Below are 13,797 nucleotides of genomic sequence, written 5' to 3'. Positions count from 1 at the left end.
GAAAGCTTTCGTAGCAGCTGTCGAGCTCCGCGAGGCTGCGTCCGGCTGCGCAGCCGCCGTAAACCCTGCGACCAGATACTCCAGACATATCGAATTCACCGGGTTTACGATGACTTCGTCCTCGAACGCAGCCTCGCGGAGCTCGACAGCTGCTACGTAAATGGCCTCAACGCTGGGTACGCGGCATGCCCAGCCCGAATTGGGCGATCAGCTCACGCTGGATTTCATTGGTGCCACCGCCAAACGTCAGGGTCACCGAGGCACGCACTTCGTACTCCAGTTCACCGTGCAGCAAGGAGGCCGCCGAACCACCGCGCACCAATCCATTGGCACCCACGATGTTGCTCAATACGCGCAATATCTCGATCGCCGATTCCGAGCCGTAGACCTTGGTAGTCGAAGCCAGCGCTACATCCATGCGCTCACGCTCGAGGTCAGCGGCAATGCGCAAGTTGATCAGGCGCATGGCTTCAAGCCGTGCATAGCACTGCGCCAGACCAACGCGCACCCAAGCCTTGTCGGTGGCACGAACGCCGTTTTCATCCGCCGCCTTGGCCCACGCCAGAATCCGGCCAAACAGCCCCACTACCTTGTCCGACCAGGCACCCAGACCCAGCCGCTCATGGTTCAGTTGCGCGGTGATCAACTTCCAGCCGCCGTTCAACTCGCCTACCAGCATGTCTTTTGGCACCCGTACGTTGTCGTAGTAGGTAGCCGCCGTCGGGTTGCTGGTAGTTGGAATCACCGTGGTCGAAAAGCCCGGTGCCTGGGTGTCTAGAATCAGGATCGACACCCCTTTGTGCCGTGGCCGTTCAGGGTCGGTACGGGCTGCCAGCCAAATGTAATCCGCCGACTCCGCGCCCGAGGTCCAGAGCTTGGCGCCATTGACCAAAAATTCGTCGCCTTCAAGGCGGGCCGAGGTTTTCAGCACGGCCAGGTCGCTGCCTGCATCCTGCTCGGAGTAGCCGATGGCGAAGATGATTTCGCCCGCTGCGATCCCTGGCAGGAATTTGGCCTTTTGCAGCTCAGTGCCATGGGCCATCAGTGCAGGCCCGACCGTGCTGATGGTCACAAACGGCAGTGGTGCACCGGCAATATTGGCTTCTTCAAAGAAGATAAATTGCTCGGTAGGACCATAGCCCTGCCCCCCATGCTCCTTGGGCCAGCCCACGGCCAGCCAGCCGTCGCGGCCCATCTGGCGGATAGTGTCGCGGTACAGTTCGCCGCCCTCTTTGCCGCGCAATTGCTCACGCAGCTGCGGGGTCATCAGGTTCTGGAAGTAGTCCCGCACCTTCAGGCGCAGGGCATGCTGTTCGGGCGTGAGGTCGACGAACATTCAGGCTGCTCCCAGAATCAGGCCGCTGGTAGGCACACCGGTCCCGGCAGTCACCAATACGTTTTCCACGTTATCGACCTGGTTGACTGCACTGCCGCGCACCTGACGCACCGCTTCCGCCACGCCGTTCATGCCGTGGATATAGGCCTCGCCCAATTGCCCACCGTGGGTATTGATCGGGAACTTGCCGCCACGGGCATGGTGCCCGGCGCGGATAAATTCCTTGGCTTCGCCGCGTTCGCACAGGCCGAACTCTTCGAGTTGCGGCAACACAAACGGGGTGAAGTGGTCGTAAATCACCGCAGTTTGCAGCGCCTCAGGGCCAAGGCCCGACTGGCGATACAGTTCTTTGGCGACCACACCCATTTCCGGCAGGCCGGTAATGTCGTCGCGGTAGAACGAGGTCATGATTTGTTGGCCCGAGGTGATCCCCTGCGAACCTGCCTTGATCACCACCGGCTTCTGGCGCAGGTCCTTGGCGCGCTCGGCCGAGGTGATCACCATCGCCACCGCGCCATCGGATTCCTGGCAGCAATCGAGCAAGTGCAGCGGCTCGCAGATCCAGCGTGAAGCCTGGTGTTCTTCCAGGGTGATCGGCTTACCGTAAAAGAATGCCGCCGGGTTGGTGGCGGCAAAATCCCGTACCGCCACTGCCACGCGACCGAAGTCTTCGGAGGTGGCGCCGTAGGTGTGCATATAACGCTGGGCAAACATGCCGACCCAGGATGCCGGGGTATGCAGGCCGTGGGGCATGTACCAGCCGTAGTTCACATTCTCGAAGATCGGCGTGGAGGCAAAGCCGTAACTACCGCTACCGAAGCGATACCACGAGCGCTCGTTCATGGCGCGATATACCACCACCACTTTGGCCACACCGGTGGCCACGGCCATCGCCGCGTGCATGATCGGCGCACAGGCCGCACCACCGCCGTGGGGCACCTGGGAGAAGAACTTGACGTCCTTGCAACCCAGCAAACGGGCGATTTCGTATTCCGGAACCTTGTCCACCGAGTACGAGCTGAAACCCTCGACTTCGGACGGGTCGATACCGGCATCTTTCAATGCCGCCAAGGTGGCTTCCAGCGCCAGGCGCAGTTCGGTGCGCCCGGAATTTTTCGAGAATTCGGTCGCGCCAAGGCCAACAATGGCCGCGCTGCCCGATAGTGACGATTGCGTCATGTGTGCTGTCTCCCGCGATCAGGGCAGAACCAGCGCGACCGTACCGGTCACGTGGTTGCCCATGGAATTTTTGCCGCTGAGGGTGATTTCCACCGTGCGGGTGGCGGAGTCATGGCCGGTAACCGCGCCATTGAAGGTCATGCTGTCGCCGGGATAATTCGGCGCGCCGAGCTTGATCTTCAGCGAGGCAAAACGCGCCTCCGGGCCGGCCCAGTCTTCGACATAACGCTGCACCAGCCCGTTGGTGGTGAGGATGTTCATAAAGATGTGCGGTGAACCCAGGGCCTTGGCTGCGTTCAGGTCATGGTGGCCGGGGAAGTAGTCGCGGGTGGCAATAGCGCCGCCGGTGACCAGGCCCACGGTGATCGGGATCGCCAGTTCCGGCAGGGTTTCGCCGGGGCGCACGTCGTCAAAGCGCTTGGTGTTCTGCAAGGTCATATTTCCATCCCAGCTTGTCGTTATGGCTCAGCCAGTCGCCGAGGCGTTCAAGGCTTGCTGCCGATCCACCCAGGGCACAGCCCAGAGCGCGGCTCCAGTAGAGAAAGCGATGCATCGGGTAGGTCAGGTCGACGCCGATACCGCCGTGTACGTGCTGGGCGTTATGCCCGATCAGATGCCCCGCTTCGCAGGCTTGCCAGGCCGTGGCCAGGGCCTCGCTCGGCGCAGGCAAACCGGCGTCGAGGCGGTAGCACAACTGCCACAGGCTGCTGCGCAACGCTTCAAGGGCGATATGGGCATTGGCCATGCTCATTTGCACCGCCTGAAAACTGCCGATACTGCGTTCAAACTGGCGACGCTCGGTGACGTACTCCACGGTGCGGCGGATCTGTTCGCTACTGACCCCCAGTTGCAGCGAGGCCAATGCGGCGATGGCACGGGGCTCCAGCCAGCTCAAGGCGCTGGCCGGGAGCAATTGCCCGGCGCTGATCAGCAACCCGTCGATATGCAAATCGGCAATCGCCTCGCCGTGAGTCATGCGCCCCGGTACGTGCTTGATCGCCTGGTTGACCAGTTCGATCAGAGCCAGCCGGGGCTGCCCCTCAACGCTCACCAGCAACAGCGCAGCCTGTGATTGTTCAGCCAGCGCCAGCGCGCCAACCCGGCCGTCGATGCGCCAGCCACCGTCAGTTGGCCGGGCGTGCAACTGCATGCCCTGGGCGTTATCCAAACCGCTCAAATCAAGGGTCAGCAGTGCCCTGCCCGCAGCCGCTTCAACTGCCCACGACTGCAATGCGGGATCGGCAAACTGCGCCAGGGTCGCGGCCGTCAGTTGATGACGCCACAGCGGCACCTGCCCCAGCGCCCGTCCCTGAGCCAGCAGCACCTGCATCAACTCGGTCATGCCCAGCCCGCTGCCACCCAGGGCTTCGGGGATGGCCAGAGCCTGCAGCCCAGTTTCCACGCACAGTTGCCACAGCGGCTGCATATAGGGCTGTTCGCTGGTGTCGAACTGGCGCAGGCGGTCATCGGTGCAATAGTCGGCAAATACGCTACCGGCCATTTCAGCGATAGCGCTCTGGTCTTCGGTAAATTCGAAATCCATGCTGGCTCCCTTACCCGACCACAGGTCTGAACAGAGGCAAGGTCAGCTCGCCGTCGAAAGTCTGGAACTCCAGTTGCAAGGGCTGGCCAATGCTCAGCTCTTCGCGCTTGACGCCCACAAGCCCTGCCACCAGACGCACGCCCTCTTCCAGCTCGATCAGACCGATCGGGTTGGGGTGGTCGAACGGTGCAACCTCGGGGTAATGCATGATCACGAACGAATACAGGCTGGCGCGGCCGCTGGCCTGCACACTGTCCCAATCGAACGAGTGGCATTCGATACACACTGGGGCGGGTGGATGGCGCAGGGTCTGGCACTGGGTGCAGCGCTGGATCAGCAGCTTGCCCGCATCACAACCTTCCCAGAAAAACCGCGTGTCATCGCTCATGCCCGGCTTCGGACGCTTGACCACAGGTTTGTCTTCAACCTTGGCCGGGGCAGCTTCAACGGTATGGTTGTTGGCCGGGCGGAACTTGAATACCCGAAACAGCAACTGGCCCACGGCTTCATCGCCACTTTTGTGCTCAACGAAGTAGTTCATCACCAGGGTGACGAAAAAGCCCGTGCCCAGACCTGTGGTTTTCTCATCACCGACCGAGTCCAGCCGAGTGGTGTAGTAGACTTTTTCGCCCGGGCGCAGATTGCGCTCGAAGGTCAGTTCGGAGTTGACCGCGACCACCGACGGATAGCCGTAAGACTCGATCAGCTTGAGCACTTCATACGGGTTCTCGGTAGTCGAACCCGGTGCGTAGTTGTTCAGGTGAAAGCCTTCCATGCACCACACCTGCAACATCGCGGGCGGCGCCACCAGCCCGTCATGGGCGCTGTTGGCGGCAAAGGCCGGGTCGGTATAAAGCGGGTTGTCCACGCCCATGATCTCGCACCATTGGCGGATCATCGGGGCGTTGACTTCGTCCCAGGCGTAGACGCGACCATATTCACGCCCCACCAGGGCGCGCACGTCGGTTAGCAATTGAGAATCAGCCAAGTTCGTCTCCTGCGTGTCAAGTGCAGCAACCCCGTGGTCGCCGCTGAAGGTCGTCAGTGCGCAGCGCTCAAAAAAGCCGGGCGTTCGCCGCCGCCGTGCAACAACAGATTGCAACCGCTGGCATAGCCGGCCATGGGCGATGCGATAAACAGGCAGGCATTGCCGATGTCTTCGGGTAGCGCCATGCGCCCGGCCGGAATCCCCGCACTGACCGCTGCGATGCCCTGTTCGTCGCCGTAATGCAGATGCGCCTGCTCAGTGCGTACCAGTCCCGGACTGACCGCGACCACCCGCACCTTTGGCGCCCATTCCACGGCCAGCGATTGCACCAGGGCCAATACACCGGCCTTGGCCGCGCCGTAAGCGGCGGTGCCCGGAGACGCGCGCAAGGCGCTGATGCTGCCGATAAACACGATGCAGCCGCCCTCGGCCTGTTGCTGCATCAGGGCGTTGGCCTGTTGCGCAACATTCAAGGGGGCGATGAGATTGAGGCGGATGATGCCTTCGTGAAAACGCGGCGAAGCGCTGCCAGCATCGGCCGGTGGGCTGCCGCCAGCATTGTTGATCACCACATCGAGCCGACCGAAATCAGCGCGAATACCATCGAACAACGCCTTGAGCGAGTCCTGATCGCGCACATCGCAGGCCATGAAAACCGCCTGCGCCGCACCCGCCTTGGGCAACACTTCTGGCGTCGCCCTGCCGCACACAATCACCTGTGCTCCTGCTTCCAGAAAGCTGCGGGCGATACCTGCGCCGATGCCTTTGGTGCCACCGGTGACCAGTACCACCTTACCGCTGTAGTCCAGCCCTGAGAGTTGGCCCATGACGTGCTCCTTTTCTACTGATGGAGCCACTCTAGGGACAATCCTGGGGCTGCTCGTCGTCTGAACGGACGATGAAGCCCACCCGGCTGAACGCAACAATCCAGCGCACGCTGTGGTGACAGCTCCCGTTAATGAGGAACCCCATGTCAGACCCATCTGCCGCGCCGGTATTGCTTGAATTCCCGACCCCGGGTGTGGCCCTGCTGCGCCTTAACCGCCCCCAGGCCACCAACGCCCTGAGCCTTGAGCTGCAGGCGCTGTTGTCGCGCTACTTCATTGAGCTGGCTGAAAACCCACAAGTGCGTTGCATCCTGCTGACGGGTGGCGACAAGGTGTTTGCTGCCGGTGGCGATATCAACAGCATGGCCGGTGTCGGCCCCATCGATATTTACCAGCGCCATACCGAGCGCGTGTGGGCGCCGATCCAGCATTGCCCGAAACCGGTGATTGCAGCGGTGTGCGGCTACGCCTACGGCGGTGGTTGCGAGCTGGCGATGCTGGCCGACATTATCGTGGCCGGGCACAGCGCGAAGTTTTGCCAGCCTGAAATCCGCATCGGCATCATGCCCGGCATTGGCGGCACCCAGCGCCTGGTGCGAGCGGTCGGCAAGGCCAAGGCCATGCGCATGGCCCTGACCGGGCAGCCGATCACGGCGCATGAAGCCTGGATTTCAGGCTTGGTGAGTAACGTTGTGGACGATGCCGAGGTACAGGCGTATGCCCTGGAGATGGCCCAACTGATCGCCGCCATGCCGCCGCTGGCTGCCGAACAAATCAAGGAAGTGATTCTGGCCGGGGTTGATGCGCCGCTGGAGACGGGCCTGGCACTGGAGCGCAAGGCCAATGCGCTGCTGTTTGCATCGAGGGATCAGAAAGAAGGAATGCAGGCATTTATCGAGAAGCGGGCGGCGCGGTTTGAGGGTAATTGAGAAGCCGCTGAGGAGCGCAGCCTCGCTGCGCTCCTCAGCGGCTACACCCCAGAATTGGGGCTAACCCTGCATCTGCGCCCTTAACTCGTTCTTCGCCACTTTGTTTGACGCATTCACCGGCAGCGCTTCATAGAACCGCACCATCCGCGGCACCTTGTAGTTGGCCATATGCTCACGCGCCCACAGGATCAAACCGGCTTCATCCATTTGCTGGCCTTGACGCAACACCACGCAGGCACACCCCACTTCCCCCATACGCTCGTCCGCCACACCGATCACCGCCACCTGGGCAATAGCCGGGTGCTCGATCAGGCCGGCTTCAATTTCCGCCGGGTAACAGTTGAAACCTCCAACGATAAACATGTCTTTAAGCCGGTCAGTGATACGCAAGTTGCCAGCTGCATCCTGCTCTCCAATATCGCCGGTGTGCAGCCAACCTTCACCGTCGATGGTTTCAGCCGTGGCCTTGGGATCTTCAAAATAGCCCTGCATCACATGAAAGCCGCGCAGGCAAATCTCCCCCGTGCCGCCCGCTGGCAAGGCGCGGTTTTGTGGGTCGCGGATGCTGACTTCGGTACCCGCAATCGCCCGGCCACTGGTGCCTGCAATGATGGAGGCCGGGTCGCTCGGGTCGCAAATGGTCGCCAACCCGCCACACTCAGTCAGGCCATAGGCGGTGGTGACGACCGAGAACCCCAACTCGCGGCGCATGCGTTCGATCAGGATCGGCGGGATGGTGGCCGCGCCCGTCACCGCAATCCGCAGGCTCGACAGGTCGGTTTCGGCCAGTTTGGGATGGGCCAGCATCGACAGGTACAAAGTTGGCGGCCCGGGCAACACGTTGATGCGTTCCGCGGCGATGCGCTGAAACACCGCTTCGGCATCGAACACCGGATGCGGCAGGATCGTCGCACCCGCCAGCAGGCAGGTCAGCCAACCTGCCTTGTAGCCAAAGGCATGGAAAAATGGATTGATCACCAGATATCGATCACCGGCCCGCAAGCCAATTACCGTCACATACTCGCTAAAGGCGCGGACATTTTGCCCATGGGCGCTCATCACGCCCTTGGGCTTGCCCGTAGTGCCGGAAGTAAACAGCAAATCGCTGAGGTCATCAGCGCTCACATCGGTCGCACGCAACAGCGCAGCAGACTCGCTGATGGCCGCCCCCAAAGATAAAAAGCCATCCCAGTCCAGACCGCTGCCGCTGTTTGCCGTGGTCTCGCCCAGCAACACCAGACAGTTGAGACTGGCCGGTCGATAAGGCGCCAGCAGAGCCAGATAATCCGTACCCAGAAAGCTCGGTTGCACAAATAACAGGCGACTGCCGCTGCGTTGCAAAATGTCGGCGGCTTCGCTGCCTTTCATTCGGGTGTTGATGGGCACCATCACGGCACCCGCGCAATGGATGCCCAGTGCGGCGATAATCCAGTCACGCCCATTGGGCGCCCAAATCGCCACTCGATCACCTTTACCGATGCCTTGGGCCATCAGGCTGCGGGTCACAGCCAGTGCCAGGCGCGGCAAATCGCTGTAATCGGTGCACTCGCCATGCTCTTCAATGGCTGTACGCCCGGCATGTAGTTTCGACGCGTTGAACAGCATGTGCGGAATCGAACGCGGCAGGCTCTGTTGCAGGCTGGAAGTCATCGGTCACTCGTCTGGCTGATTATTCGGGAAAGCACACGCGCAGTTGCTCGCTGTTAGGCACTGACTGACACGCCAGCACCCAGCCATCGTTCAGTTCTTGTTGGTCCAGGGCGTCATTGCGCAGCATCTCAACACTGCCGCGCTCAACTGTGCACATGCACGTTGCGCAGGAGCCCACCAGGCAGGAACTGGGCGGTTTCAAACCGGCGCGCTGCATGGCGTTAAGCAAGGTTTCGCCTTCGGCACAGGGCACTTCAAACTCTTCGCCGTCCAGACGCACCGAGAGCTGGCTGCCAATCACATCGGTGTTGACCGGGGCCGGGGCAGCTACGCTGCCCTCTTCGGGCAACGACACAAAGCGCTCGACGTGAATTCGCCCGTGGTCCATGCCGATGTCGTGCAAGGCACTGACGGCGGCATCCATAAACGGGCCGGGGCCGCAGATAAACGCCTGGGCATGCACAAAGGGCCGGGCCATTTGTGCCAGTTGCGCCACCGCCGGAATACCTTGTACCGAGTCCAGCCAGTGAATCACTTGCAGGCGTTGCGGGTAGGCACTGGCCAGGGCTTTGAGCTCGGCAGCGAAGATCACCGAAGCCTCATCGCGGTTGGCGTAGATCAACAGGATGCGACCTGTGCCTGCGATCAGCGCCGAGCGCAAAATCGACAGCACTGGCGTGACCCCGCTGCCGCCGCCAAACAGCACGAAGTCATCGTCAAAATGCCGTGGCACAAACACCCCGGCCGGAGCCAGCACCTCAAGCTGATCGCCTTCACGCAATTGCTGGCACAGCCAGTTGGATGCACGGCCATCGCGTACCTGCTTGATGGTGACGCGCAACGGCTCGTCTTGCAGCGGCGTGCTGGACAACGAATAACAACGCGGCAACCAGCTGCCCTCAAAGGGCACTCGCAAGGTCAAGAACTGCCCGGGCCTATAGGCAAACTGTTCACGCAAGGCCGGGGGCACGTCGAATACCAGGGATCTGGAGTCCGGTGTTTCAGCCACGATCTGCGCGACGCGCAGGGAGAAATAGGAAGGTTGGCTCATATCAGATACTCATCACAAACTGGCCGCTGTCGATCCGCAGCTCGATACCGCTGATGGCCCGCGACTCGTCACTGGCCAAAAACAGCACACTGGCGGCGACATCTTCGGGTAAACACATACGCCCCATGGGGTCGGCGTCGATGGTCAGGCTCCAGGGGTCCAGCCCGGCCGGCAAACTGGCGGTGGTCATGGGGGTGAGGATGCCGTCCGGGTGCAGGGAGTTGCAGCGGATGCGGTACTTGCGCCGACGGCACAGCACCGCCACCGTGCGCGACAACGCGGCAACCGCCCCTTTGGAGGCGCTGTACGCGACGTAGTCATCACGCCCGGCAATCCCGGCAATGGAGGACATGTTGATGATGGAGCCGCCCTTGCCCTCTTTCATCAGGCTGATGGCGGCCCGGCAGCCCAAAAATACGCTGTCCGAGTTGATTCGCTGCACCCGCTGCCAGTCAGCGTAATCGGTGTTTTCAATATCGCCCTTGAGCAGAATGCCGGCATTGTTGAACAGGATATCCAGGCGCCCATGACGCTGGCGGATAGTGTCGATCACCCGCGTCCAATCGGCTTCGCTGCTTGCATCGTGCTCAATGAACTGCGCCCCGGGGCCGATTTCTTCGGCCAGGGCCAACCCGGCAGCAACATCGATATCGCTGATCACCACGCTGGCACCTTCACGGGCCAGCAGCAGAACAGAGGCCTTGCCCACGCCACTGGCACCGCCGGTGATCAATGCAACCTTGCCTTCGACTCGTGCGCTCATAAGGTCACCCCTGTAGCTTCTGTGGGAGCGAGCCTGCTCGCGAAGGCATCAACCTGATCTGACTGATGTACTGCATCGCGAGCAGGCTCGCTCCCACAAGAGGCTGACAAGCCAGCCCGGCGCCCCGAAAACACGCAGTCAGCCAGTGACAAGCCGCTGATGTACAGGTGTGAAGCCACGCCAATAGCGGTGCGCCCGGCACTGAACAGGCCGGCAATCGGCAGGCCCTGTGTGTCGAGGACTGCGCCGTTGGATTCATCGACTTTAAGCCCGCCCAACGTCAGCGCCCCCAGGGGGAATATCGGGTTGCCGACGCTGATATCGCAGGCATAGAACGGCCCCTTGTCCAGTACCTGACGGCTGCCTTGGGACTTGCCAAAAGCGTCCGGCCCTTCGCCACGGGCAGCAGTGTTGTAGGCGCGTAACGCACAGCTCAACTCACCGGCCTGCATGCCACAGGCGTTTGCCAACTGGTCGGGGTTGTCGCCCTTGCGCACCTTGAACAACATCAGGGCCAGTGCAGGCAGGGTCTGGAACCACCAATAGCCGCCGAACAGCGCCTGGCGGATCGCCTGTTTGCGCAAACGCGCATCCAGCACCAGCCAGGCCTGACCGCCCTGTTCTTCGCACAGCGGTTGGCCGAGGGTGGCGCCGTACACTTCTTCATTGCAAAAACGCTGGCCGTTGGTATTGACCACAATCCCCTTGGGCCAGCAGTGCGGCGGGTTGATAAAGCGCCAGGCTGAAACCCGTCCCAAGCGCTCGCTTTTGCCCCCCACTGACCGCCCCAACAGCAAGCCACTGCCATCGCAACCGGTAGCACCAACCTTGAAGTTGCGGCGAAAATCGGGCGCGTAGTCGCGGATCAGCTCGCGATTGAAGATAAAACCGCCGGTGCTGAGAATGACTCCGCGTCGGGCCCGAATCAGTACCGGTTGACCGTGATCGCGCTCCAGCTGGCTGAGTTTTTGCCGCAGGCGGTCACAGTACCCGGGGGCGAAATTTTGCAGGCGCTCAGCTCGCGCCGCCAAGCGTGCGTGTAGCCGGGCCGCGCGGCTGCCCTCAGGCAGGCTCCAGAGCTCCGCGCCAATTACCCGGCCACTGCCATCCACCACTAACCGCCTCGCGGCGGATTGCAGCAAGGGTTGCACCCCTGCGCGCAGACACGCGTCTTTCAAGTGGCCGTAAAGCACAGCGCCACACTGGCCCTTGCCCACGGTGCGGTGCCCGCGTGGTGCCGGTGACTGAGTACCGGCATGGGATGGCACCAGCTCATTGCCGGAGTAATACAAAAAATAGCCATCGGACGGGTAAGAGGTTTTCCCCCCTGGCGGCACGCTGTGGGCGTAACTCGCACCATGACCTTCAAGCCAGTTCAGGTTACTGACACTGTCATCGCAAAATTTTTGCAGGGTTGTATCACTGACTACGCACTGAGTTTCATGCTTGAGGTAATCAAACATTGCCTGGGAACTGTCGCTAAAACCGGCAGCCTGTTGGTGCCGGGTTCCGCCGCCTGCATACACCACGCCACCGCTTTTAGCGCTGGCGCCGCCGCCGGTAAAACGGTCGGCAACGATCACATGGGCACCAGTACTGCAGGCTTCCAGCGCGGCACAGGCACCCGCCGCACCCCAGCCGATCACCAATACATCGCAGGTGTCGTGCCAGTCGCGGCCGCTCAGTCGGTCGGCTTGCAATGGCGCCAGGATCTTGCTTTTGCTGCTGGTGTTTCTGCTCCGGCTCATAACAGCACCCGTGCCTTGTTGCTCGCTGTTGCCGATACGCCGCTGGCGATATGGTTAGCGGCGATATAGCCGAAGGTCATGGCCGGGCCCAGGGTGCCACCGGCGCCGGGATAGCTGATGCCCATCACCGAAGCCGAACAGTTGCCGATGGCATACAGACCGGGGATCGGCTCACCGTCTTCACGTACCACCTGAGCGTGTTGGTTGGTCAGCAATCCGCCTTTGGTGCCGATATCCCCGGCATCCAGACGCATAGCGTAATACGGGCCTTTGCGCAGCGGCGCCAGGCACGGGTTGGGTTTGATATTGCTGTCGCCGTAATAACGGTCAAATACGTTACCACCACGGTCGAAGTCCAGATCGACACCGGTTTGCGCGTAGCGGTTGACCTTTTCCACGGTGCTGCTTAATCCTTGGGTATCAACCCCGATTTGCCGGGCCAGCGCTTCCAGGCTGTCGGCCTTCCAGTACACGGTGTTGAGCCATTCCTTGCGCAGTCGACTGTCAGGCACCACCTGGGCGGGCATCAGCGGGCCCATGGCGTAGGTGAAACGGAAATGACCGTCAAAAATCACCCACGACGGCACCGAGCGGCCGCCCGTCTTGTGGTTGTCGGTGTACATGGCGTCGACGAACTCCAAATACGGCGCTGCCTCGTTGACAAAGCGCTGCCCCAGCCCGTTGACCACAATCGCCCCAGGGAACGCCCGCTCGGCAAATACGCCACGGGGTTTTTCTTCGCCGGGTACGGCAATGGTCGGTGCCCACCAGGCCCAATCCATCAGTGCCGTGGCGGCGCCAATATTGAGCCCGGCTTCAAGCGCAGCCCCGGTGTTGTTGCCCGGCGGCGTGGCGCTCCAGCTGGCACGGGTGGGTTGCGGCAGGTACTTCTCGCGCAAGGTCTGGTTTTGCTCAAAACCGCCCGAACCAAAAATCACCCCACGACGGGCCTTGAGTTCGAGGATTTTGCCGCCGGTTGCAACTTTGATCCCGCACACCCGATCACCGTCGAGCAGCACATCCTCAAAGTTGGTGTTGAGCCAAAGCGGTACGTTGCGGTCCATCAGGGAGCGGCGCAACGAGGCCACCAGCGAACTGCCCAGGGCAGCGCGACGATCGTATTTGCTTTTGCGGCGCCATTTGAAATCAAGCTTGTAGCGTGCCATCAGCTTGAAAATCAGCCATTGCCAGCCAAAGCTGCGGGCCATGGCCTTGTGTGCGTCGCGCGCGGTCCAGGCGATGCGCCCCATCAACAGGGTCGAGGGCGAAGGCTTGCGCAGGTTGGGCAGTTCTTCGGCAAGCAGGCTGGTGTCGAACAACTCGGGGTCCAGGGTACGACCGCCCGGCAATGCGCCGGGCAGTTGCGGATAGTAATCGGGGTATTTGTCGGCCACTGCATAGCGCACGCGACTGTTGTCGGTGAGCTTTTTGATCATCGGCGCAGCGTTATCCAGATACGCCTGCAGGCGCTGAGAGTCACCATGCTCAGCGGTGGCGGCCTTGAGGTACTGCATCGACAGTTCAGGGCTGTCCTGGCCGCCTATCGCGGCAAAGTAATGGTTGTTCGGGATCCAGATACCGCCGCCGGAAATCGCAGAAGTCCCCCCATATTTGTCGCTTTTTTCGACAATCAGAACCGACAGGCCCTGATCAGCCGCAAACAGGGCCGAGGTCATGGCGCCGGCACCGGAGCCGACAACAATTACGTCATAGCTGGACTGAGACTGATCGTGAGCCGTCATTATTGTTATGCCTTGCGCTGAGGTCTGAGGTTTAGTGCAGG

General features: G+C 61.5%; 12 protein-coding genes. 1 reads left to right on the top strand and 11 read right to left on the bottom strand.

Going from position 1 to position 13,797, the window contains the following annotated elements:
* Positions 1 to 166 precede the first annotated feature (166 nt).
* Genes V6L79_RS14295 through V6L79_RS14270 form a run of 6 tightly spaced genes read right to left on the bottom strand, consistent with a single transcriptional unit; the run spans position 167 to position 5,873 of the window.
* On the bottom strand, positions 167 to 1,336 hold the full coding sequence (locus V6L79_RS14295; RefSeq protein WP_338579017.1) for an acyl-CoA dehydrogenase family protein: 1,170 nt from the start codon (positions 1,334 to 1,336) through the stop codon (positions 167 to 169).
* Positions 1,337 to 2,515 carry a lipid-transfer protein gene (locus V6L79_RS14290; RefSeq protein ID WP_261742138.1) on the bottom strand — a complete coding sequence of 393 codons (1,179 nt, stop codon included), beginning with the start codon at positions 2,513 to 2,515 and terminating at the stop codon, positions 1,337 to 1,339.
* 18 nt (positions 2,516 to 2,533) lie between these two features.
* Positions 2,534 to 2,953: a MaoC family dehydratase gene (locus tag V6L79_RS14285; protein WP_261742137.1), complete on the bottom strand. Its 420-nt coding sequence runs from the start codon at positions 2,951 to 2,953 to the stop codon at positions 2,534 to 2,536.
* Positions 2,925 to 4,058 carry an acyl-CoA dehydrogenase family protein gene (locus tag V6L79_RS14280; RefSeq protein ID WP_261742136.1) on the bottom strand — a complete coding sequence of 378 codons (1,134 nt, stop codon included), beginning with the start codon at positions 4,056 to 4,058 and terminating at the stop codon, positions 2,925 to 2,927. The genes V6L79_RS14285 and V6L79_RS14280 overlap by 29 nt, the downstream gene beginning before the upstream one ends.
* Positions 4,059 to 4,068: 10 nt before the next feature.
* Positions 4,069 to 5,046: an OB-fold domain-containing protein gene (locus V6L79_RS14275; RefSeq protein ID WP_321837158.1), complete on the bottom strand. Its 978-nt coding sequence runs from the start codon at positions 5,044 to 5,046 to the stop codon at positions 4,069 to 4,071.
* 53 nt (positions 5,047 to 5,099) lie between these two features.
* The gene (locus V6L79_RS14270) at positions 5,100 to 5,873 is read right to left on the bottom strand and encodes an SDR family oxidoreductase (protein WP_261742134.1); all 774 of its coding nucleotides are present in this window, start codon (positions 5,871 to 5,873) and stop codon (positions 5,100 to 5,102) included.
* 143 nt (positions 5,874 to 6,016) lie between these two features.
* Between V6L79_RS14270 and V6L79_RS14265 the strand changes: the two genes are divergently transcribed.
* Positions 6,017 to 6,802, top strand: coding sequence for an enoyl-CoA hydratase (locus tag V6L79_RS14265; protein ID WP_261742133.1), 786 nt, complete (start codon positions 6,017 to 6,019; stop codon positions 6,800 to 6,802).
* 60 nt (positions 6,803 to 6,862) lie between these two features.
* On the opposite strand, the gene V6L79_RS14260 is transcribed toward V6L79_RS14265, so the two are convergent.
* Genes V6L79_RS14260 through V6L79_RS14240 form a run of 5 tightly spaced genes read right to left on the bottom strand, consistent with a single transcriptional unit; the run spans position 6,863 to position 13,756 of the window.
* Positions 6,863 to 8,452: a FadD3 family acyl-CoA ligase gene (locus tag V6L79_RS14260; protein WP_338579016.1), complete on the bottom strand. Its 1,590-nt coding sequence runs from the start codon at positions 8,450 to 8,452 to the stop codon at positions 6,863 to 6,865.
* 19 nt (positions 8,453 to 8,471) lie between these two features.
* Positions 8,472 to 9,503, bottom strand: a complete 1,032-nt coding sequence (locus V6L79_RS14255) for a ferredoxin--NADP reductase (RefSeq protein ID WP_261742131.1) — start codon at positions 9,501 to 9,503, stop codon at positions 8,472 to 8,474.
* A gap of 1 nt (position 9,504) precedes the next feature.
* Positions 9,505 to 10,266 (bottom strand): SDR family oxidoreductase, encoded by a 762-nt coding sequence (locus tag V6L79_RS14250; protein ID WP_321837163.1) that lies wholly within the window; start codon positions 10,264 to 10,266, stop codon positions 9,505 to 9,507.
* The gene (locus V6L79_RS14245) at positions 10,263 to 12,014 is read right to left on the bottom strand and encodes an FAD-binding protein (protein WP_338579015.1); all 1,752 of its coding nucleotides are present in this window, start codon (positions 12,012 to 12,014) and stop codon (positions 10,263 to 10,265) included. The genes V6L79_RS14250 and V6L79_RS14245 overlap by 4 nt, the downstream gene beginning before the upstream one ends.
* Positions 12,011 to 13,756, bottom strand: a complete 1,746-nt coding sequence (locus V6L79_RS14240) for an FAD-binding protein (RefSeq protein ID WP_261742128.1) — start codon at positions 13,754 to 13,756, stop codon at positions 12,011 to 12,013. The genes V6L79_RS14245 and V6L79_RS14240 overlap by 4 nt, the downstream gene beginning before the upstream one ends.
* Between the last annotated feature and the right edge of the window lie 41 nt (positions 13,757 to 13,797).

Origin of the sequence: Pseudomonas sp. ML2-2023-6 (genome assembly GCF_037055265.1) — a bacterium.
Taxonomy (GTDB): Bacteria; Pseudomonadota; Gammaproteobacteria; order Pseudomonadales; family Pseudomonadaceae; genus Aquipseudomonas; species Aquipseudomonas kulmbachensis.
The sequence above is the reverse complement of the archived record's forward strand: the minus strand, read 5'-3'. Positions and strand labels throughout refer to the sequence as shown.

Bases quoted from the DNA above. Each gene is read 5' to 3' on its own strand.
- V6L79_RS14295 (WP_338579017.1), bottom strand. From the start codon at position 1,336: ATGTTCGTCGACCTCACGCCCGAACAGCATGCCCTGCGCCTGAAGGTG.
- V6L79_RS14290 (WP_261742138.1), bottom strand. From the start codon at position 2,515: ATGACGCAATCGTCACTATCGGGCAGCGCGGCCATTGTTGGCCTTGGC.
- V6L79_RS14285 (WP_261742137.1), bottom strand. From the start codon at position 2,953: ATGACCTTGCAGAACACCAAGCGCTTTGACGACGTGCGCCCCGGCGAA.
- V6L79_RS14280 (WP_261742136.1), bottom strand. From the start codon at position 4,058: ATGGATTTCGAATTTACCGAAGACCAGAGCGCTATCGCTGAAATGGCC.
- V6L79_RS14270 (WP_261742134.1), bottom strand. From the start codon at position 5,873: ATGGGCCAACTCTCAGGGCTGGACTACAGCGGTAAGGTGGTACTGGTC.
- V6L79_RS14265 (WP_261742133.1), top strand. From the start codon at position 6,017: ATGTCAGACCCATCTGCCGCGCCGGTATTGCTTGAATTCCCGACCCCG.
- V6L79_RS14260 (WP_338579016.1), bottom strand. From the start codon at position 8,452: ATGACTTCCAGCCTGCAACAGAGCCTGCCGCGTTCGATTCCGCACATG.
- V6L79_RS14255 (WP_261742131.1), bottom strand. From the start codon at position 9,503: ATGAGCCAACCTTCCTATTTCTCCCTGCGCGTCGCGCAGATCGTGGCT.
- V6L79_RS14250 (WP_321837163.1), bottom strand. From the start codon at position 10,266: ATGAGCGCACGAGTCGAAGGCAAGGTTGCATTGATCACCGGCGGTGCC.
- V6L79_RS14245 (WP_338579015.1), bottom strand. From the start codon at position 12,014: ATGAGCCGGAGCAGAAACACCAGCAGCAAAAGCAAGATCCTGGCGCCA.
- V6L79_RS14240 (WP_261742128.1), bottom strand. From the start codon at position 13,756: ATGACGGCTCACGATCAGTCTCAGTCCAGCTATGACGTAATTGTTGTC.